Raw genomic sequence first — 17,151 nt, 5'->3', positions numbered from 1 at the left:
ACATCGAGTTCTGCGTCATGGCCGCCATCGCGTCGGATGGCGACCACTGTGCAGAGCTCGATGCCCCGCGGACACCAGGCCGACCACGAGCGCACCGACCCGCAGCACCCCGAGGCACGCCGTCGATGCCGGGGCGGGGCGCTCACGCCGGCGCAGATGCCCCGCGTCCTGCCCGCCCGGCGTCAGGACCTGCGGGGCGGCTCCGCACCCCCAGCTGGCCCTCGACCTCGCGGTCGATCAGTCCAGCAGCTGCGCGATCGCGGGTGCGAGCGCCCGGAACGCCGTGCCCCGGTGCGAGATCGCGTCCTTGGCCTCGGGGGTGAGCTCGGCCGAGGTGAGCTCCTCGCCGTCGGGCAGGAACAGCGGGTCGTAGCCGAATCCGCCCTCGCCGCGGCGCTCGCCGAGGAGGCGACCGCGCATGATGCCCTCCTCGACCACCTCGACGCCCGCCGCGGGCGCGACGAGCGCCGCGGCGCACACGAACTGCGCGCCGCGGTGCTCGGCGGCGATGTCGGAGAGCTGGGCGAGCAGCAGGTCGTTGTTGGCCTCGTCGTCGCCGTGGCGGCCCGACCAGCGGGCCGAGAAGATGCCGGGGCTGCCGCCGAGGATGTCCACGGCGAGCCCGGAGTCGTCGGCGACCGCGAGCAGTCCCGTCGCGCTCGCGGCGGCGCGCGCCTTGAGCAGAGCGTTGGCGGCGAAGGAGGTGCCGTCCTCGACGACGTCCGGCAGCTCGATCTGCGCGGCCGAGACCACGGTGCGCTCGTCGAAGCCGGGGATCTCCTCGGCGAGGATGCGCCGCAGCTCGCGCAGCTTCTTGGCGTTGTGCGTCGCGAGCACGACGCGCGCGCCGGCGGGTGCGTCGACGCTCATCGGCTCGTCCCGAGGGTCTCGCGCTGGATCGCGGCGAGGCGCCCGCAGCCGTCGACGGCGAGGTCGAGCAGGGCGTCGAGCTCGGCGCGGTCGAACGGCGCGCCCTCGGCGGTGCCCTGCACCTCGACGAACTGGCCGGCGCCCGTGACCACGACGTTCATGTCGGTCCCGGCGTGCACGTCCTCGCGGTACTCGAGGTCCAGCAGCGGCCTACCGTCGATGATGCCGACGCTGACGGCCGAGACGGAGTCGGTCAGCACGGTCCGTGCGGCCGGGATCGCCGTGTGCCGCTTGCCCCACGAGACGGCGTCCGCGAGGGCCACGTAGGCGCCCGTGATCGCAGCGGTCCGGGTGCCGCCGTCGGCCTGGAGCACGTCGCAGTCGATCTGGATCGTGTTCTCGCCGAGCGCGTCGAGATCGATGATCGCGCGCAGCGAGCGGCCGATGAGGCGCGAGATCTCGTGGGTGCGGCCGCCGATCTTGCCCTTGACGCTCTCCCGGTCGGAACGCGTCGAGGTCGCGCGCGGCAGCATCGCGTACTCGGCGGTGACCCAGCCGCTGCCCGAGCCCTTCTTCCAGCGGGGCACGCCCGGGGTGAACGACGCGGTGCACAGCACGCGGGTGCGGCCGAAGGAGATGAGGGCGCTGCCCTCGGCGTGCGCGGACCAGCCCCGCTCGATCGTCACCTCGCGCAGCTGGTCGGGGGTGCGACCGTCGACGCGGTCGCCGCGGGCGGCCTCCGGCTGAGGGGTCGAGGGCGTGGTGGTCATGAGGGTCCTTCCGACGGGGGTCTGGGCGGCCTGGTCTCGCGCCGTGCGCGCCGGCTCGGCCGTGCACGGCGAGGCGTCGCGGCCTGCGGCGGGCACGGCTCCCCACGATACGTCGTGGTGCGCCGCCCGGCGGGGGCGGCCCGGCTCAGCGGCGGGCGGCGATCGGGGTCGTGCCGACGGCGCGCCCGGAGAACGGGGCGGCGGCGACGGCGCGCGGCTCGACCTCGAACACGTCGAGCGCCTGGACCACCTGGAGCGGCAGGTCGCACACCGCGCGAGCCTCCCGCTCGGGGATCGCGGGGTCGGTCCAGCACGGGATGTGGGTGAGCGCCACCCGGCGCACGCCGGCGCGCATGGCGGTCTCGCCTGCGCGGCGGCCGGTCAGGTGCACGCCCGTGAAGCGGTCGTCGCGACCCTCGATGTACCCCGCCTCGCACAGGAACAGGTCCGCACCGGCGGCGAGCTCGTCGAGGGCCTCGCATGCGTCGGAGTCGCCCGAGTACACCAGCAGTGCGTCGCCCGCCATGATGCGGAAGCCGTAGCTCTCGACCGGGTGGAGGACCTCGCGGGCCTCGATCACGAGCGGGCCGATCTCGATCGTGGCGCGATCGGTGATCGACCGGTAGTCGAAGGGGACCGTGGTCAGACCGTCGGGCACGTCGTCGTCGCGGTCCATGACCGCCCGGATCCGCCCGGGCAGCGCGGCCGGACCGTACAGCGGCAGCTGGGGCAGGTCCTGGCGCTCGTTGTAGGCCCAGAACACCTCGAGACCGGTCAGGTCGAGGTAGTGGTCGGGGTGCAGGTGGGAGATGACGACCGCGTCGAGCTCGGTCGGGTCGATCACGCGCTGCAGGGTGCCGAAGGCGCCGCTGCCGAGGTCGAACAGGACGCGCCAGGTGCGGCCGTCGTCGTCGGTGTGCTCGACGAGGTAGGAGGAGGCAGCCGACTCGCGGCCGGCGAAGCTGCCGTTGCAGCCGATCACGTGGACTCTCATCGGGGGCCTCCCTCGGCCGGGATGCGGATGCCGGCGTCCTCGACGGCATCGGCGGTGATGACGGGCAGCGTCGCGGTCATGGTGACCGCGGGCCCGAGGAAGCGGCGCGACAGCCGCGCGAAGGTGGAGGGCTCGCCCGGCCGTGCGGCGGTCTCGGAGAACACGTGGCGCGGGGCGGCGGCCTCGGCGCGCAGCATGTCGTGGCTGCGCAGCAGGCGGTAGACCTCGAGCGCGGTCTCCTCGGAGGACGCGACGAGGGTGACCTCGGGGCCCATCACGTAGGAGATGGGGCCCGCGAGCATCGGGTAGTGCGTGCAGCCGAGCACGAGGGTGTCGACGCCGGCCTCCTTGACGGGGGCGAGGTACTGCTCGGCGACGGCGACCACCTCGTCGCCGGTCACCTCGCCGCGTTCGACGAACTCGACGAAGCGGGGGCACGCGGCGGTCGTGATCGCGAGGTCGGGGGCCGCGGCGAACGCGTCCTCGTAGGCGCGCGAGGCGACGGTCGCGGCGGTGCCGATCACGCCGATGCGGCGGTTGCGGGTCGCGGCGACGGCGCGGCGCACGGCGGGCTGGATGACCTCGACGACGGGCACGTCGTAGCGCTCGCGGGCGTCGCGGAGCACCGCGGCCGACGCCGTGTTGCACGCGATGACCAGCATCTTCACGCCCCGGTCGACGAGGGTGTCCATGATCTCGAGGGCGATGGCGCGCACCTCGGCGATGGGGCGGGGGCCGTACGGCGTGTGCGCGGTGTCCCCGATGTAGAGCAGCTCCTCCTGGGGCAGCTGATCGAGGATCGCGCGGGCGACCGTGAGGCCTCCGACGCCAGAGTCGAAGATGCCGATGGGAGCGTTGTTCATCCCGGTCAGGCTACGGACAGCCGGCGGCGTTGTCGGGAGATGCACGGCGCTTTGCAAGCGGAATCACAGGAACGGCGTCGCAGCCGTCACATCTGTTCACGCGCCCGGCTCCGTCGACGCTCCCCGGGACCGGCGGCCGGGGCGCCGGGCGCTCAGCGCTCCGGATCGTCGTGGGCCTGGACCCCGACGAGCGACTCCTGGAGCCAGGTCAGCAGGTCGTACACGGCGAGCACGAGGTCCGGGCCGGCCACGGTGGACTCCTCGTCCTCGCCCTCGTGCTCCTCGGCGAGGGACGTGCCGGGCGCGCCCGGGACGTCGGAGAGGTCGGCGTCGTTCTCGATCTGCCGGAGCATGCGGAGGGTCTCGATGTCGTCGTCGCGGCGCAGCGACAGACGATCGGCGAGGACCAGGCGCATGTCGTTGAGGGCCGTGAGCCACGCGGCCGAGGACTCCGGGTCCAGCACGATCTCGGCGCGGATCGGGCCGGCGCCGTCGATCGACCGCTGCACGATGCCGAGCGCGCGGAGCTTGGACTCGGCGAGGTCCTGCTGGCCGAGACGACGGAACTCGGCGGCGAGCTCGGCCTCCTCCGAGGCCGCGGGGAACAGGCGCTGCACGGCCGTGTCCGAGGGCGCGCGCGGGCCGCTCGCCGCGAACTCCGCCTCGAGGCGCTCGAGCGGATCGTCGGAGGCGGCGGCCTGCTGCACCCGCGGCGGCTGCGCGCCGATGCCGAGATCCGCCCGGATCAGATCGGAGACCTCTTGCGCGACCTGGGCGACGACCGCCTTCTCCTGCGGGTCGAGGCGGCACATGACCAGGCCGTCGGCGCGACGCACGAACTCGTAGGCCATCAGCTCTCCGACGTCCGTTCCATCGTGGCCCGCAGGCCGTAACCGTGCATCGCCATCACGTCGGCCTCGACGGCCTCGCGGGAGCCCTCGGAGACGATCGCACGGCCCTCCTGGTGGACCTGGAGCATGAGGTGCTCGGCGCGGGCGCGCGTGTAGCCGAAATGAGTGCGGAACACGTGGACCACGTAGCTCATGAGGTTCACGGGGTCGTTCCAGACGACGGTCGCCCAGGGGCCCTCGGCGCCCGTGCTCTCGAGCACGTCGACGGACGGGCGCTCGGCGGTGGAGCGCCGCGGGGTGCTCTGCTGCATCGTCGGCCTCCTCCTCGATCCTGTCGTCGGCGCGACCGTGGCCCGGCCGTCCCTCTCGATTCTACGAAGCGCCCCTGACGAACGGGGCGGCGTCAGCGGCGTCCCACGAACCAGCCGCGCACGGTGTCGATCCGTGCCTGGATCTGGTCGGCGCTCGCCTGCGGGACCGCGGGGCCGCCGCAGCGCGACCGCAGCGTCGAGTGGACCTGCCCGTGCGGCACGCCCGACTTCTTGGCCCACGCCGACACGAGGGAGGACAGCTCCTTGCGCAGGTCCATGAGGCGCCGGTGGTCCATGACGGGCACCTCGCGGTCGGCGTCGGCGGCGCCGCCGCGGGCCCGCCGCGCCTGCTGGTCGGCCTGGCGGGACTTCAGCAGGGTGGTCATCTGGTCCGCGTCGAGCAGCCCCGGGATGCCGAGGAACTCCTGCTCGTCCTCGCTGCCCACGACCCCGCCGGCCCCGTACTCGCCGCCGTCGAACATGACGCGGTCGAACGAGGCCTCGGACTCGAGGGCCTCGAAGGACAGCTCCATCTGGTCGGAGGCCTTCTCCTCCCGATTGGCCTGGGCGATCAGGGACTCGTCGAGGCCCGTCAGCTCGTCGCCCGCCTCCGGGCGGCGGTCCAGGACGTGGTCGCGCTCGGCCTCCATCGCGGCCGCGTGGGCCATCAGGATCGGCACCGAGGGCAGGAACACCGTCGCCGTCTCGCCCCGGGTCCGCGAGCGCACGAAGCGCCCCACGGCCTGGGCGAAGAACATGGGGGTGGCCGTCGACGTCGCGTACACGCCCACGGCGAGGCGCGGGACGTCGACGCCCTCGGAGACCATGCGCACGGCGACCATCCAGCGGTCCTGGGAGACGGAGAACGCCTCGATCCGGCGCCCGGCGCCGGCGTCGTCGGACAGCACGACGGTGGTCGGGCGGCCGGTGATGCTCTCGAGCGTCGCGGCGTAGGCGCGCGCGGTGGTCTGGTCGGTCGCGATCACGAGGCCGCCCGCGTCGGGCACGTGGCGCCGCACCTCGGTCAGGCGGCGGTCGGCGGCCGTGAGCACGGCCTGGATCCACTCGCCCCGGGGGTCGAGCGCGGTGCGCCACGCCTGCTGGGTGACGTCCTTGGTCTCGGCGGCGCCGAGCTGCGCGGAGACCTCGTCGCCGGTCTTGGTGCGCCAGTGCATGCGCCCGGAGTACGTCATGAACAGGACGGGGCGCACCACGTGGTCGCGCAGCGCCTCGCGATAGCCGTAGGTGTAGTCGGCCTTCGAGCGCAGGAAGCCCTCGCCGTCCTCCTCGTAGGTGACGAAGGGGATCTGCGAGGAGTCCGAGCGGAACGGCGTGCCCGTCAGGGCGAGCCGGCGGGTCGCCAGGTCGAAGGCCTCGCGCACGCCGTCGCCCCAGGTGAGCGCGTCGCCGGCGTGGTGGATCTCGTCGAGGATCACGAGGGTCCGTTCGGCCTCGGTGCGCGCCTGGTGCAGTGCCGGGTTGGCCCCGACCTGGGCGTAGGTGATCGCGACGCCCTGGTAGTGGGAGCCGTGGGTGCCCTGGGCGTTGGTGAAGTTCGGGTCGAGGGCGATGCCGACGCGCGCCGCGGAGTCCGCCCACTGCGCCTTGAGGTGCTCGGTGGGGGCGACCACGGTGATGCGCCGCACGACGCCCTCGGCGAGCAGGCGTGCGGCGACCTGGAGCGCGAAGGTGGTCTTGCCGGCGCCGGGGGTCGCGACCGCGAGGAAGTCCTTCGGGGAGCGATCGCGGTAGAGCTCGAGAGCCTCGGCCTGCCAGGCGCGCAGCTTGGGGGCCGTGCCCCACGCGGCGCGCTCGGGGTAGGCGGGAGGCAGCGACTGCGCAGCCGCCTCGGAGGGGCGCTGGGGGTCGCTTCCGGGATGCAGAGGGAGTGGATTCACAGCGCCGACCACGATAGCGCCGCGCCCCGGTGCCGAGGCACCGGGGCGCGGTCGCGCGGATGTGAGAACTCCGTCAGCGACGTCCTCCGAAGAAGCCGCGGAAGCCGCCGCGGCCGCTCTTGCCGTCGCCCGAGCCGCCGCCGGATCCGGGCCCGCCGTCCTGAGGATCGCGCAGGCCCTCGTAGATCTCCTTGCACTCCGGGCACACGGGGTACTTGCTCGGGTCGCGCCCGGGCACCCACACCTTGCCGCACAGGGCGATCACGGGGGTGCCGTCGAGCGTGGCCTGGGTGATGCGGTCACGCCGCACGTAGTGGGCGAAGCGGTCGTGGTCGCCGGGGTCGGCGGTCTGCTCGCGCTCCTTGGTCTCCCGGTCGAGCACGGCGGTCGATCCCGGGGCGGCGCCGGGCTGCTCGCGGTACGGATCGGTGTGCGACGGGTCTGATGTCGAGGACATGACGCCCCTGGCGAGGTGTGCCATCGTGCCTCCCTCTGGTCGGCGTACGGTCGCGTCGATCCTAGCCGCTGGGCCCTGGGCGGCCCGGGTCTGGGACGATGAGCCCATGACCTCCGCCGCTCCCTCTACCGTCGACGATCCGGTCCCCGGCCTCGAGGCCCTCGCCGACGGCCTCGTCGCGGGCGCCCGCGACGGCCGGGCGGAGGGGGCCTCGGCGGTCGTCGCGGCCATCGCCCGTCCCGACGGCCCGCCGCACGTGGTCGCACGCGGCACCACCGCCCTGTTCACCGCCGACGGCGAGCTCCTGCCGCCGGAGGATCCCGTGGCGGCCCCGGTCACGCGCGACACCCTGTTCGACCTCGCCTCGGTGACCAAGGTGGTCACCACGCTCGTCGCGGCCACCCTGGTCGACGACGGCCTGCTCGACCCGGACGCGCCCGTCGTCGAGGTGCTCGGCGCGCCCGTGCCCGACGTCCGCCTGACCGCGCGGCACCTGCTGACCCACACCGCGGGGCTGCCCGCGACGCTTCCGCTGTGGCGCGTCCCCGGCGGGCGCGAGGCACGCCGCACGGCGATCCGTCACGCCGTGCCGCGGTCCGAACCCGGCCGTGCCCATGAGTACTCGTGCATCGGCTTCCTGCTGCTGGGCATGGTCCTCGAGACGCTCGGGGGCGAGGAGCTGCCGGCCCTGGCCCGCCGCCGCGTGCTCGATCCGGCCGGCGCGCGCGACGCGACGTGGCACGTGGCGCCGCCCGACGTCGGGCGGTGCGCGGCGACCGAGTACGAGGACGACCCGCCGCGCGGGCTCGTGCGCGGCGAGGTGCACGACGAGACCGCGTGGAGCCTCTCGCGCGAGCCGGGCTCGGGGGCCGCGAACGCCGGGCTGTTCGCGACCGTGGACGATCTGCTCGCGCTGGGGCGCGTGCTCGCCGGGACCGCCGAGCGGCTGCGGCTGACCGCGGCGACCCGTCGCCTCCTGAGCACCGATCAGCTCGGCGACGCCGTGCCCACCGGGGCGCCCTGGCGCCAGGGTCTCGGGCTCCGCGTCGGCCAGGAGCTGCCGGACGGGCAGGTGCTGCCCCGCGTGGTCGGCCACACCGGCTTCACGGGCACCTCGATCGCCGCCGATCCGGTCGGCGGGACCGTGGCGGTGCTCGCGACCAACCGCGTGCATCCGCGCCGGGACCGCTTCACCGTGGTCGGGGCGCGCCGGGAGATCGCCCGCCTCGCGATCGCGGGGGCGGGGGCATGAGCGCCCTGCGCGGTCTCGACCTGCGGCCGGACCGCGTCGTCGTCCTCGTGGTCGCCCTCGTGCTCAACATCGGCTTCTACCTGCCCGAGGCGCCATCGGGCGTGGGCGGGGTGAGCTTCCCGGGCATCGACAAGGTGTTCCATCTCGGCGTGTTCGCCCTCACGGTGTGGGCGGTCGGCCGGGTGCTCGCGCCCGAGCGGCGCTTCCCGATGGGATGGGTCGCGATCGCCGGTGTCGTGCACGCCGTGCTCATCGAGGTCGTCCAGGGCGCCCTGCTCCCGCATCGCAGCATGGACGGCACCGACGTGCTCGCCGACTCGATCGGCGTGGTCCTCGGCGTGCTCGTGTGGTGGGTCGAGCGTCGTGTCAGTCGGTCGGCATCACGATCTCGTCGGCGTACACGACCCGCATCGCGCCCGTGATCGCGTCGACGGTGCCCGCGTCCTCGCGCGCCACACGCTCGACCGCGGACGCGACGGACTTGGTGACGCGCTCGTTGAACACGCTCGGCACGATGTAGGTCGGGTTCAGCTCGTCCGGGGAGACGACGTCCGCGAGCGCCTCGGCCGCCGCGAGCAGCATCCGGTCGTTGACGTCTCGCGCGTGGGCGTCCAGGAGCCCGCGGAACACCCCCGGGAACGCGAGCACGTTGTTGATCTGGTTGGCGAAGTCGCTGCGGCCGGTCGCGACGACCTCGGCGTGCTTCGCGGCCTCGGCCGGGTCGATCTCGGGCGTCGGGTTGGCCATCGCGAACACGATGGAGCGGTCGGCCATGGTGGCGACGTCGTCGGCGGTCAGGATGTTGCCCGCGGACACGCCGATGAACACGTCGGCGCCGCGGATCGCGTCCTGCAGCGTGCCGGTGAGGCCGCGCGGGTTGGTGACCTCCGCGATCCACGGCAGGCGGCCGTCGAGCTGCTCGCGGTCCTCGTGCACGATCCCGTGGATGTCGGTGACCACGATGTCGCGCGCCCCCGCGGCGCGGAGCAGGCGCAGGATCGCCGTGCCGGCGGCCCCCGCCCCCGAGAGCACGATGCGCGAGGTCTCGAGCTCCTTGCCGACGACCCGCAGCGCGTTGCGCAGCGCGGCCACCACCACGATGGCGGTGCCGTGCTGGTCGTCGTGGAAGACGGGGATGTCGAGCTCCTTGCGCAGCCGGTCCTCGATCTCGAAGCAGCGGGGGGCGGAGATGTCCTCGAGGTTGATGCCCGCGAACACGGGAGCGATGGCCTTGACGTGCGAGACGATGTCGTCGACCGAGTGGGCGTCGAGGCAGATGGGGAACGCGTCGATGTTGGCGAAGCGCTTGAACAGCGCGGCCTTGCCCTCCATGACGGGCATCGCGGCGAGCGGGCCGAGGTCGCCCAGGCCCAGGATCGCGGAGCCGTCGGAGACGACCGCGACGGTGTTGCGCTTGATGGTCAGGCGGCGGGCGTCGTCGGGGTTCTCCGCGATCGCCTTGACCACACGCGCCACGCCGGGCGTGTAGACCATCGAGAGGTCGTCGCGGTGGCGGATCGGCACCTTCGACTCGACCGTGAGCTTGCCGCCCAGGTGGGCCAGGAAGGTGCGGTCGGAGACCTTGCCGAGCTCGACGCCCGAGAGGTCGCGGAGGGCTTCGACGACCTCCATCGCGTGCTCGTTGCCCGCGGTCATGACGGTCACGTCGGCGCGCATGCGCTGGGGGCCCGAGGCCGAGACGTCGAGCGCGGTGACCGAGCCGCCGTGCTCCTCGATGCAGCTCGTGATCTCGCTGACCGCGGCGGAGTGGGCGTCGAACTCGAGGCGGACGGTGATGGAATAGCTGACCGATGGCGCAGGTGACATGCTGCACATCGTAACGAGGGGGATCGCGTCGCGACATGACCGCGGGCCACCCGCGCGCCGCCGCTCCCTACCGCCTGGACAGTGCACGCCGGGCTCGGGCCGGGGCCGTGTAGCGTCCGGCCATGGCACGCCTGCGCACCGCCCACCCCGGCACCGATCCCGGCATCCGGCGGCGACGCCGCGGCCGCGGCTGGTCCTTCGTGCACGACAACGGCCGCGCGGTGTCGGCCGAGGACCGGGAGCGGGCGCTCGCGCTCGTCCTGCCGCCCGCCTGGACCGACGTGTGGATCGCCGCCGATCCCCTCGCGCACATCCAGGCGACGGGGATCGACGACGCGGGGCGCACGCAGTACCGCTATCACGACGAGTGGGGCGAGCGCCGCGAGCGCCTCAAGCACGAGCGCGCCCTCGACCTGGCCGAGACGCTGCCCTCCCTGCGCCGCCAGGTGACGCGCGACCTGGGCGAGCCCGGGCTGGGCCGCGAGCGGGTGCTCGCGGCGGCGCTGCGCATGCTCGACCTCGTCGCGATCCGAGCCGGCGGGGACACCTACGCCGACGAGCGCGGCACGCGGGGGCTGATGACGCTGCTCGTGCGTCATGCGACGGTCGACGGGGACTCCGGCGCCATCCGTCTGCGCTTCCCCGCGAAGTCGGGGCAGCGCTTCGACGTGACCCTCGAGGACCGGGACCTCGCGCGCTGCCTCGCCGAGCTGCGCTCGCACCGCTCGGGGGCGTCGCGACTGCTCGCGTTCCGCGACGGCAAAGGCGTGCATCCCCTGCACGATCGCGATCTCAACGACGCCGTGCGCGGCGCGACGGGCGGCGAGTTCACCGCCAAGGACTTCCGCACCCTGCACGGCACGATCCTGGCGGCCACGTCCCTCGCGCGGGCGCGGGACGTGGGCTCGGCCCGCGAGCGGGCGGCGGCGGAGCGGGCTGCCGTGGCCGAGGTCGCCGAGGCGCTCGGCAACACGGTCGCGGTCGCGCGCTCGAGCTACATCGATCCCGAGGTGTTCTCGCGCTTCGAGGAGGGCGAGACGATCGATCTGCGCGGCTCGCGCGAGAAGGCGATCCTGCGCCTGCTGCGCTGAGCGCAGGCCAGGCGCCGGTCAGCCCGTGAAGGGGGCGACGTCCGCGGCGAGCGCGTCGTACAGGTCGATCGCCTCGGCCGCATGGTCCTCGTAGCGCTCGGGGTAGGCCGAGCGCTGCACCCGCTGGGCGGCGTCGCCGATCGCGAGGTCCTCCCAGCCGGAGACGTCGAGCAGGCCGGGGTTGGGCGTGTGGTCGGCGACCCCGTAGAAGGCCCGGGTCGCGGCCAGCTTGTCGCGGACCTGCGCCGCGCTCCCCCAGCCCTGGCTGGTCTGCTGCTGGAACATGCCGCCGGACGTGCCGTCGGTGACGGTGTCGCGGTTGTAGAGCCAGGACTCGACGATCGCGGTGGACAGGGCGATCATCGCCCCGTAGGCGGGGACGCCGTAGCCCTTGCCGACGGCGATGATGAGGCGGGCGTTCTCCCGCTGGGTGTCGGTGGGGGCGCCGGGGTCCCAGCCGGAGCGGTCCTCGGGGGCGGTCAGGAACGCCCGGGAGAAGGCCTCGTCGGCCATGGCGGGCGCGGCCACGCCGAGGGAGAGGGAGCCGAGGGCTCCCGCGAGCAGGAGGTGGCGGCGGGTGAGGGACATCGGGGAATCACTCCAGAGGTGACCTCCCACGGGCTGCGAAGGGGGAAGGGACCGCAGGGTCACGGATCGGTTCGTGCGCGAGGCACCGTGTGGGTCGGCGACGTTACCGGCCTGCGCTCTTCCTGTGAACCCCCCGGGTGCACGGGGTCACAGCTCGGCGACGGCCTTGCGGATCCTCGTGTCCGACACGCTCTGGCGGGTGCCGAGGGTCTGCGCGAACAGGCTCACCCGGTACTCCTCGATCATCCAGGGGATCGCCCGCACGTCGGGGTCGACGAGGCGGGCGGGGGCCAGCCGGGAGCGGGCGCGCTCCCACAGCTGCTCGACGTCCGCGACCTGCCACGCGAGCCTCGCGTCCCGGGCGGGGTTGTCCTGGAGCTTGTCGAGCCGCACCTCGTCGGCCTTGAGATAGCGCTCGAGGTCGCCGAGGTGCTCGACGCCGACCCGGGAGATGAAGCCGTCGCCGACGAGCGACGCGGCGTGGTCGCGGATCTGGGTGAGCTGGCCGAGCACGGCGAGCGACGTCACGCGGGACACGGACTTCGACAGCCGGGCGTGCACCGCGAGCGCCCCGGCGGCCTCGCGCACGGCCCGTGCGGCGAGCTCGCGGTGGCCCTCGCGGACGCTCGCGACCAGGGCGTCGAAGGCCTCCCGGGTGCGCGGCTCGGCGGTGCCGACGAGGTGCTCGGTCGCGGCGCGGGAGGCGTCGGCCAGGAGCGCCGGGGTGCTCGCGTAGGGCGAGGAGGCGACGGCGAGCTTGGTGGGGTTGGGCAGGGAGTTCAGCACGGCGGCGAGCGCCGAGGGCTCGGCGGTGCCGAGCGTCCGGTCGATCAGGGCGATCACCCCGCCGTGATGGGCCAGGCGCGCCTCGTCCGCGCTCGGGAGGACCCGCAGGTCCACGCGCTCGTCGGTGCCGTCGGCACGTCGGCGGGCCACGAGCGCGGGGTACCCGGTGACCGTGAGCCCGTGGGCGCGGGACTCGTGGACGGCGGGCACGCCGTCGCGCGGGAACTCGCGGACGTCGGTGCGGGCGAGGTCGTCGCCCTGGGTCTGGACCGTGGTCCGCACCCGCTGGGCCAGGCGGGCGGCGAGCGCGGCGAGGTCGTCGCCGCGACCGACCTCCTTGCCGTGCGGGTCGACGACCGAGAAGTGCATGCGCAGGTGGGCGGGCAGCTTGGAGACGTCGAACTCCTCGCCGTACAGCGGGAGGTCGTCGGGCACCCCGGGCAGGGCCACGAGCTCGTCGGCGACGGCCTCGAGGAACGGCTCGCCCGCGTCGGGGTCGTCGTCGTGCAGGGCCAGCGCGACGGCCTTGGCCCGCTCGGGGGCGGGCACCAGGTGGCGGCGCACCGGTTTGGGCAGCGAGCGGATCAGCTCGGTGATGAGCTCGGTGCGCAGGCCGGGCACGAGCCAGTCGAAGCCGCGGGGCCGCACGCGGTTGAGCACGGCCAGCGGGATGGTCGCGGTGACGCCGTCGAGGGCGGCGCCGCGCGCCGGGCCGGCGGCCTGCGCGCGGGCGTCGCCGGGGGCGAAGGCGTAGGTCAGCGGCAGCGTGAGGTCGCCCTGGACCCAGGTGTCGGGGAAGTCGCGGGCCATGGCGGCCTGCAGGTCCTCGTCGGCGGCCTCCTCGGACAGCAGGTCCGCCTCGGTGAGGGTGAGCAGGTCGGGGGTCACGTGCCGCTGCTTCTTCCACCACGAGTCGAAGTGGCGCCCGGAGACGACGGTCGCGGGGATCCGCTCGTCGTAGAAGCGGAACAGGGCCTCGTCGCCCACGAGCAGGTCGCGGCGACGGGACTTGGCCTCGAGCTCGGAGAGCTCCTCGATGAGCGCGGCGTTGTCGCGGAAGAAGTGGTGGCGGGTGCGCCAGTCCCCTTCGATGAGGGCCTTCTGGAGGAAGATCTCGCGGCTCGTCGCGGGGTCGATGCGACCGTACCCGGTGACGCGGTCGGCGACGATCGGCACGCCGTACAGCGTCACCTTCTCGTGGGCCATGGCGCTCGCGCGCTTGGAGGACCAGAACGGCTCGGAGTAGGAGTGTCGCAGGACGTGCGCGCCGACCTCCTCGACCCAGGCGGGGTCGATGCGGGCCGCGGTGCGGCCCCACAGCCGGGAGGTCTCGACGAGCTCGGCGACCATCACGTAGTCGGGGCGCTTGCGGGCGAGCGCCGATCCCGGCCACAGCGCGAAGCGGGCGCCGCGGGCCCCGGAGTACTCGCGCGTGCGGTCCTCGTAGAGGCCGACGTGGCTGAGCAGCCCGGCGAGCAGCGACTGGTGGATCGCGACCGGGGAGGCGGGGGTGTCCGAGGCGTGCAGCCCGGCGTCCTTGGCCATGTCCTTGAGCTGGGAGTGGAGGTCCTGCCATTCGCGGATCCGCAGGTAGTGCAGGAACTCCGAGCGCACCTCGCGGCGGAAGGCGGAGGAGGACAGCGCGTCGCGGCGCTCGCGCAGGTGGTTCCACAGGTTCAGGTAGGCCAGGAAGTCGCTCGTCGGGTCCTCGAAGCGGCGGTGCTTCTCCTTGGCCTGCTGCTCCTGGCCCAGCGGGCGCTCGCGCGGGTCCTGGATCGACATGCCCGCGACGATCACGAGCACCTCGCGCAGCGCGCCGAGCCGGTCGGCCTCGATGAGCATGCGGGCCATGCGGGGGTCGAGCGGGAAGCGGGCGAGGGTGCGCCCGATCTCGGTGAGGCGGCGGCCGCCGGGGGCGGCGGGGTCCGCGGTGATCGCGCGCAGCTCCTCGAGCAGGCGCACGCCGTCGGTGATGGCGCGGGTCGCGGGCGGCTCGACGAAGGGGAAGGACTCGACGTCGCCGAGCCCGAGCGCGGTCATCTGCAGGACCACCGCGGCGAGCGAGGTGCGCAGGATCTCGGGCTCGGTGAACTCGGGGCGGGAGGCGAAGTCCTCCTCGGAGTACAGGCGGATCGCGACGCCGGGGTGGGTGCGCCCGGAGCGGCCGGAGCGCTGGTTCGCGCTCGCCTGGCTGATGGGCTCGATCGGGAGGCGCTGCACGCGGGTGCGCTGGGAGTAGCGCGAGATGCGGGCGAGGCCCGAGTCGATCACGAAGGAGATGCCCGGCACCGTCAGGGAGGTCTCGGCGACGTTGGTGGCCAGGATGATGCGGCGCACCGTGCCCTGGGTCCGCGGGGAGAAGATCTTCTGCTGGTCGGCGGCCGAGAGCCGTCCGAACAGCGGCAGCACCTCGGTGGGCAGGCTGCCGCCGCGCCCCGTGTTCAGGTGTGCCGTGAGGGCGTCGGAGATCTCGCGGATCTCCCGCTCGCCGGGGAGGAACACGAGGATGTCGCCGGGGCCCTCGGCGGCGAGCTCGTCGACGGCGTCGGTGATGGCGCCCGTGAGGTCCCGCTCGACCGAGTGGATGTCCTCGAGCTCGTCGTCCTCGTCGACCTCGGGCTCGAGCACGAGGGGCCGGTAGCGGATCTCGACGGGATAGGTGCGGCCGGAGACCTCGAGCACCGGCGCGGGGTGCACGGTGCCGTCGGCGTCGCGCGTCGCGAAGTGCTCGGCGAAGCGCTCGGGGTCGATCGTGGCCGAGGTGATGATGACCTTGAGGTCGGGCCGTTCGGGCAGGATCTGCCTGAGATAGCCGAGCAGCACGTCGATGGTCAGGGAGCGCTCGTGGGCCTCGTCGATGATGATCGCGTCGTAGCGTCGCAGGAGCCGATCGTGCTGGATCTCGGCGAGCAGGATGCCGTCGGTCATGAGCTTGAGGCGGGTGCCGCGCCCCGTCTCGCGCGTGAAGCGCACCTGGTAGCCGACGACGCCCTCGCCGAGGCGCTGGCCGAGCTCGGCGGCGATGCGCTGGGCGACGCTGCGGGCGGCGATGCGGCGCGGCTGGGTGTGGCCGATCAGGGCGCCCCGGGCGCCGTAGCCCATCTCGAGCAGCATCTTGGGCAGCTGGGTGGTCTTGCCGGAACCGGTCTCGCCGGCGATGACGACGACCTGGTGGTCCCGGATCGCGCCCTCGATCTCCTCGCGCGCCTGGGACACGGGCAGATCGGGAGGGAAGGTGATCGCGAGCGGGGCCGCCTGGTCGGGGCCCGGCGCATCGGTGCCGGGTGCCCCCCGCTGACGTCGGCTCATGGGGCTCCACTCTAGGGCGCGCGGCGCGGCGGCGCCTCGTCGATTCGTCGTCCGCGAACACGCGCAGGATCTAGGCTGGCGGCCTGGGGCCTGCACCGCGATCCGGTCAGCCCCTCTCCCCTTCGCCGAGGACGCCCCACGAGGAGACGCCGATGCGTGCATTGCGCAAGACCCATGCCGGACCCGGCCTCGAGCTGGTCGACCTGCCCGAGCCGACGTGCGGGCCCCATGACGTGAAGATCCGGGTGATGCGCGCGGGCATCTGCGGCACGGACCTGCACATCCTGGCCTGGGACGCCTCGGGCCGTTCGATGTGCGACACGGTGCCCTTCACCCCGGGCCACGAGTTCTACGGCGAGGTGGTCGAGGTCGGCGACGAGGTGCCCGACGTGCGGTGCGGCGACCGGGTCTCGGGCGAGGGCCACGTCGTGTGCGGGATCTGCCGCAACTGCCGGGCCGGGCGGCGCCAGATGTGCATCCACGTGCGCAGCGTGGGCGTGCAGCGCGACGGCGCGTTCGCCGAGTACCTCGTGATCCCGCGCTCGAACGTGTGGGTCCACGAGCACGACGGCCGCACCGACGTCATCTCCCCGGAGCTGGGTGCCCTGTTCGACCCGCTCGGCAACGCCGTGCACACGACGCTGACCTTCCCGGTCGTGGGCGAGGACGTGCTCATCACAGGTGCCGGCCCGATCGGGCTCATGTGCGCGGCCGTCGCGCGCTTCGCCGGCGCACGCCACGTCGCGGTGACCGACGTCGCCGCGCACCGGCTCCAGATGGCGCGCGCGGCCGGGGTCGACGTCGCCGTCGACGTCTCGGCGACCTCGATCCGCCAGACCCAGCGCGAGCTCGACATGCGCGAGGGCTTCGACGTCGGGCTCGAGATCTCCGGTCAGGCCTCGGCGCTGCAGGAGATGATCACCAACATGAACCACGGCGGCAAGATCGCGCTGCTGGGGCTGCCCTCGCGCGAGTTCGAGATCGACTGGACCACCGTCATCACCCACATGCTCACGCTCCAGGGCGTCTACGGCCGCGAGATGTTCGAGACCTGGTTCGCGATGAGCGCCATGACCACCACGAGCCCCGTCCTGCGCGACCGGGTGCTCGCGACCGTGACCGACGTGCTGCCGCTGCGGCGCTGGGAGGAGGGCTACGAGATCGCCCGCTCGGGCAGCGGCGGCAAGGTGCTGCTCGACCTCGAACGGCTCGACTGACCCGGCCGCCCGCGCGCGACCGCCCTCCCCACCTCGCCCCTGCGGCGCCCCCGACCCGGAAGGACCC

15 protein-coding genes are annotated in these 17,151 nt (G+C 73.7%); 4 read left to right on the top strand and 11 right to left on the bottom strand.

From position 1 onward, the window contains the following. Positions 1 to 237 precede the first annotated feature (237 nt). The 8 genes from rdgB to BRM3_RS09275 form a co-directional block, all read right to left on the bottom strand. Positions 238 to 870: an RdgB/HAM1 family non-canonical purine NTP pyrophosphatase gene (rdgB, locus tag BRM3_RS09310; RefSeq protein ID WP_263593056.1), complete on the bottom strand. Its 633-nt coding sequence runs from the start codon at positions 868 to 870 to the stop codon at positions 238 to 240. Continuing rightward, positions 867 to 1,640, bottom strand: a complete 774-nt coding sequence (gene rph, locus BRM3_RS09305; protein WP_263593055.1) for a ribonuclease PH — start codon at positions 1,638 to 1,640, stop codon at positions 867 to 869. The genes rdgB and rph overlap by 4 nt, the downstream gene beginning before the upstream one ends. A 145-nt stretch (positions 1,641 to 1,785) precedes the next feature. Next, on the bottom strand, positions 1,786 to 2,634 hold the full coding sequence (locus BRM3_RS09300; protein WP_263593054.1) for an MBL fold metallo-hydrolase: 849 nt from the start codon (positions 2,632 to 2,634) through the stop codon (positions 1,786 to 1,788). Further along, positions 2,631 to 3,497, bottom strand: a complete 867-nt coding sequence (gene murI, locus BRM3_RS09295; protein WP_263593053.1) for a glutamate racemase — start codon at positions 3,495 to 3,497, stop codon at positions 2,631 to 2,633. Before murI ends, BRM3_RS09300 begins: the two co-directional genes overlap by 4 nt. A gap of 152 nt (positions 3,498 to 3,649) precedes the next feature. After that, positions 3,650 to 4,348 (bottom strand): DUF2017 domain-containing protein, encoded by a 699-nt coding sequence (locus BRM3_RS09290; protein WP_263593052.1) that lies wholly within the window; start codon positions 4,346 to 4,348, stop codon positions 3,650 to 3,652. Further along, entirely contained in the window at positions 4,348 to 4,659 is a 312-nt protein-coding gene (gene clpS / locus BRM3_RS09285) for an ATP-dependent Clp protease adapter ClpS (RefSeq protein WP_263593051.1), read from the bottom strand. The genes BRM3_RS09290 and clpS overlap by 1 nt, the downstream gene beginning before the upstream one ends. 92 nt (positions 4,660 to 4,751) lie before the next feature. Then, entirely contained in the window at positions 4,752 to 6,569 is a 1,818-nt protein-coding gene (locus BRM3_RS09280; protein WP_396126894.1) for a DEAD/DEAH box helicase, read from the bottom strand. A gap of 61 nt (positions 6,570 to 6,630) precedes the next feature. Beyond that, positions 6,631 to 7,014: a DUF3039 domain-containing protein gene (locus tag BRM3_RS09275; RefSeq protein WP_263595434.1), complete on the bottom strand. Its 384-nt coding sequence runs from the start codon at positions 7,012 to 7,014 to the stop codon at positions 6,631 to 6,633. A 106-nt stretch (positions 7,015 to 7,120) separates the two neighbouring features. On the opposite strand from BRM3_RS09275, the gene BRM3_RS09270 reads away from it, so the two are divergent. Both BRM3_RS09270 and BRM3_RS09265 read left to right on the top strand, forming a co-directional pair. Continuing rightward, positions 7,121 to 8,266 carry a serine hydrolase domain-containing protein gene (locus tag BRM3_RS09270; protein ID WP_263593049.1) on the top strand — a complete coding sequence of 382 codons (1,146 nt, stop codon included), beginning with the start codon at positions 7,121 to 7,123 and terminating at the stop codon, positions 8,264 to 8,266. After that, a complete protein-coding gene (locus BRM3_RS09265; protein ID WP_263593048.1) occupies positions 8,263 to 8,688 on the top strand; it encodes a VanZ family protein in 426 nt (141 codons plus the stop codon). Before BRM3_RS09270 ends, BRM3_RS09265 begins: the two co-directional genes overlap by 4 nt. On the opposite strand, the gene BRM3_RS09260 is transcribed toward BRM3_RS09265, so the two are convergent. After that, complete coding sequence (locus tag BRM3_RS09260) at positions 8,633 to 10,093, bottom strand: NAD-dependent malic enzyme (RefSeq protein ID WP_263593047.1); 1,461 nt, start codon at positions 10,091 to 10,093, stop codon at positions 8,633 to 8,635. The two genes, BRM3_RS09265 and BRM3_RS09260, sit on opposite strands and share 56 nt — an antisense overlap. A gap of 122 nt (positions 10,094 to 10,215) precedes the next feature. Here BRM3_RS09260 and BRM3_RS09255 point away from each other — a divergent pair, with 122 nt between their 5' ends. Continuing rightward, on the top strand, positions 10,216 to 11,184 hold the full coding sequence (locus BRM3_RS09255; RefSeq protein WP_263593046.1) for a DNA topoisomerase IB: 969 nt from the start codon (positions 10,216 to 10,218) through the stop codon (positions 11,182 to 11,184). Between the two features lie 18 nt (positions 11,185 to 11,202). On the opposite strand, the gene BRM3_RS09250 is transcribed toward BRM3_RS09255, so the two are convergent. Then, a complete protein-coding gene (locus BRM3_RS09250) occupies positions 11,203 to 11,772 on the bottom strand; it encodes a hypothetical protein (RefSeq protein ID WP_263593045.1) in 570 nt (189 codons plus the stop codon). Between the two features lie 147 nt (positions 11,773 to 11,919). Beyond that, a complete protein-coding gene (hrpA, locus tag BRM3_RS09245) occupies positions 11,920 to 15,867 on the bottom strand; it encodes an ATP-dependent RNA helicase HrpA (protein WP_263593044.1) in 3,948 nt (1,315 codons plus the stop codon). Positions 15,868 to 16,019: 152 nt separating this feature from the next. Between hrpA and tdh the strand changes: the two genes are divergently transcribed. Further along, positions 16,020 to 17,084 (top strand): L-threonine 3-dehydrogenase, encoded by a 1,065-nt coding sequence (tdh, locus tag BRM3_RS09240; RefSeq protein WP_263593043.1) that lies wholly within the window; start codon positions 16,020 to 16,022, stop codon positions 17,082 to 17,084. Positions 17,085 to 17,151 lie beyond the last annotated feature (67 nt).

It is taken from the genome of Brachybacterium huguangmaarense (assembly GCF_025725725.1).
In the GTDB taxonomy this organism is placed as follows: domain Bacteria; phylum Actinomycetota; class Actinomycetes; order Actinomycetales; family Dermabacteraceae; genus Brachybacterium; species Brachybacterium huguangmaarense.
The sequence above is the reverse complement of the archived record's forward strand: the minus strand, read 5'-3'. Positions and strand labels throughout refer to the sequence as shown.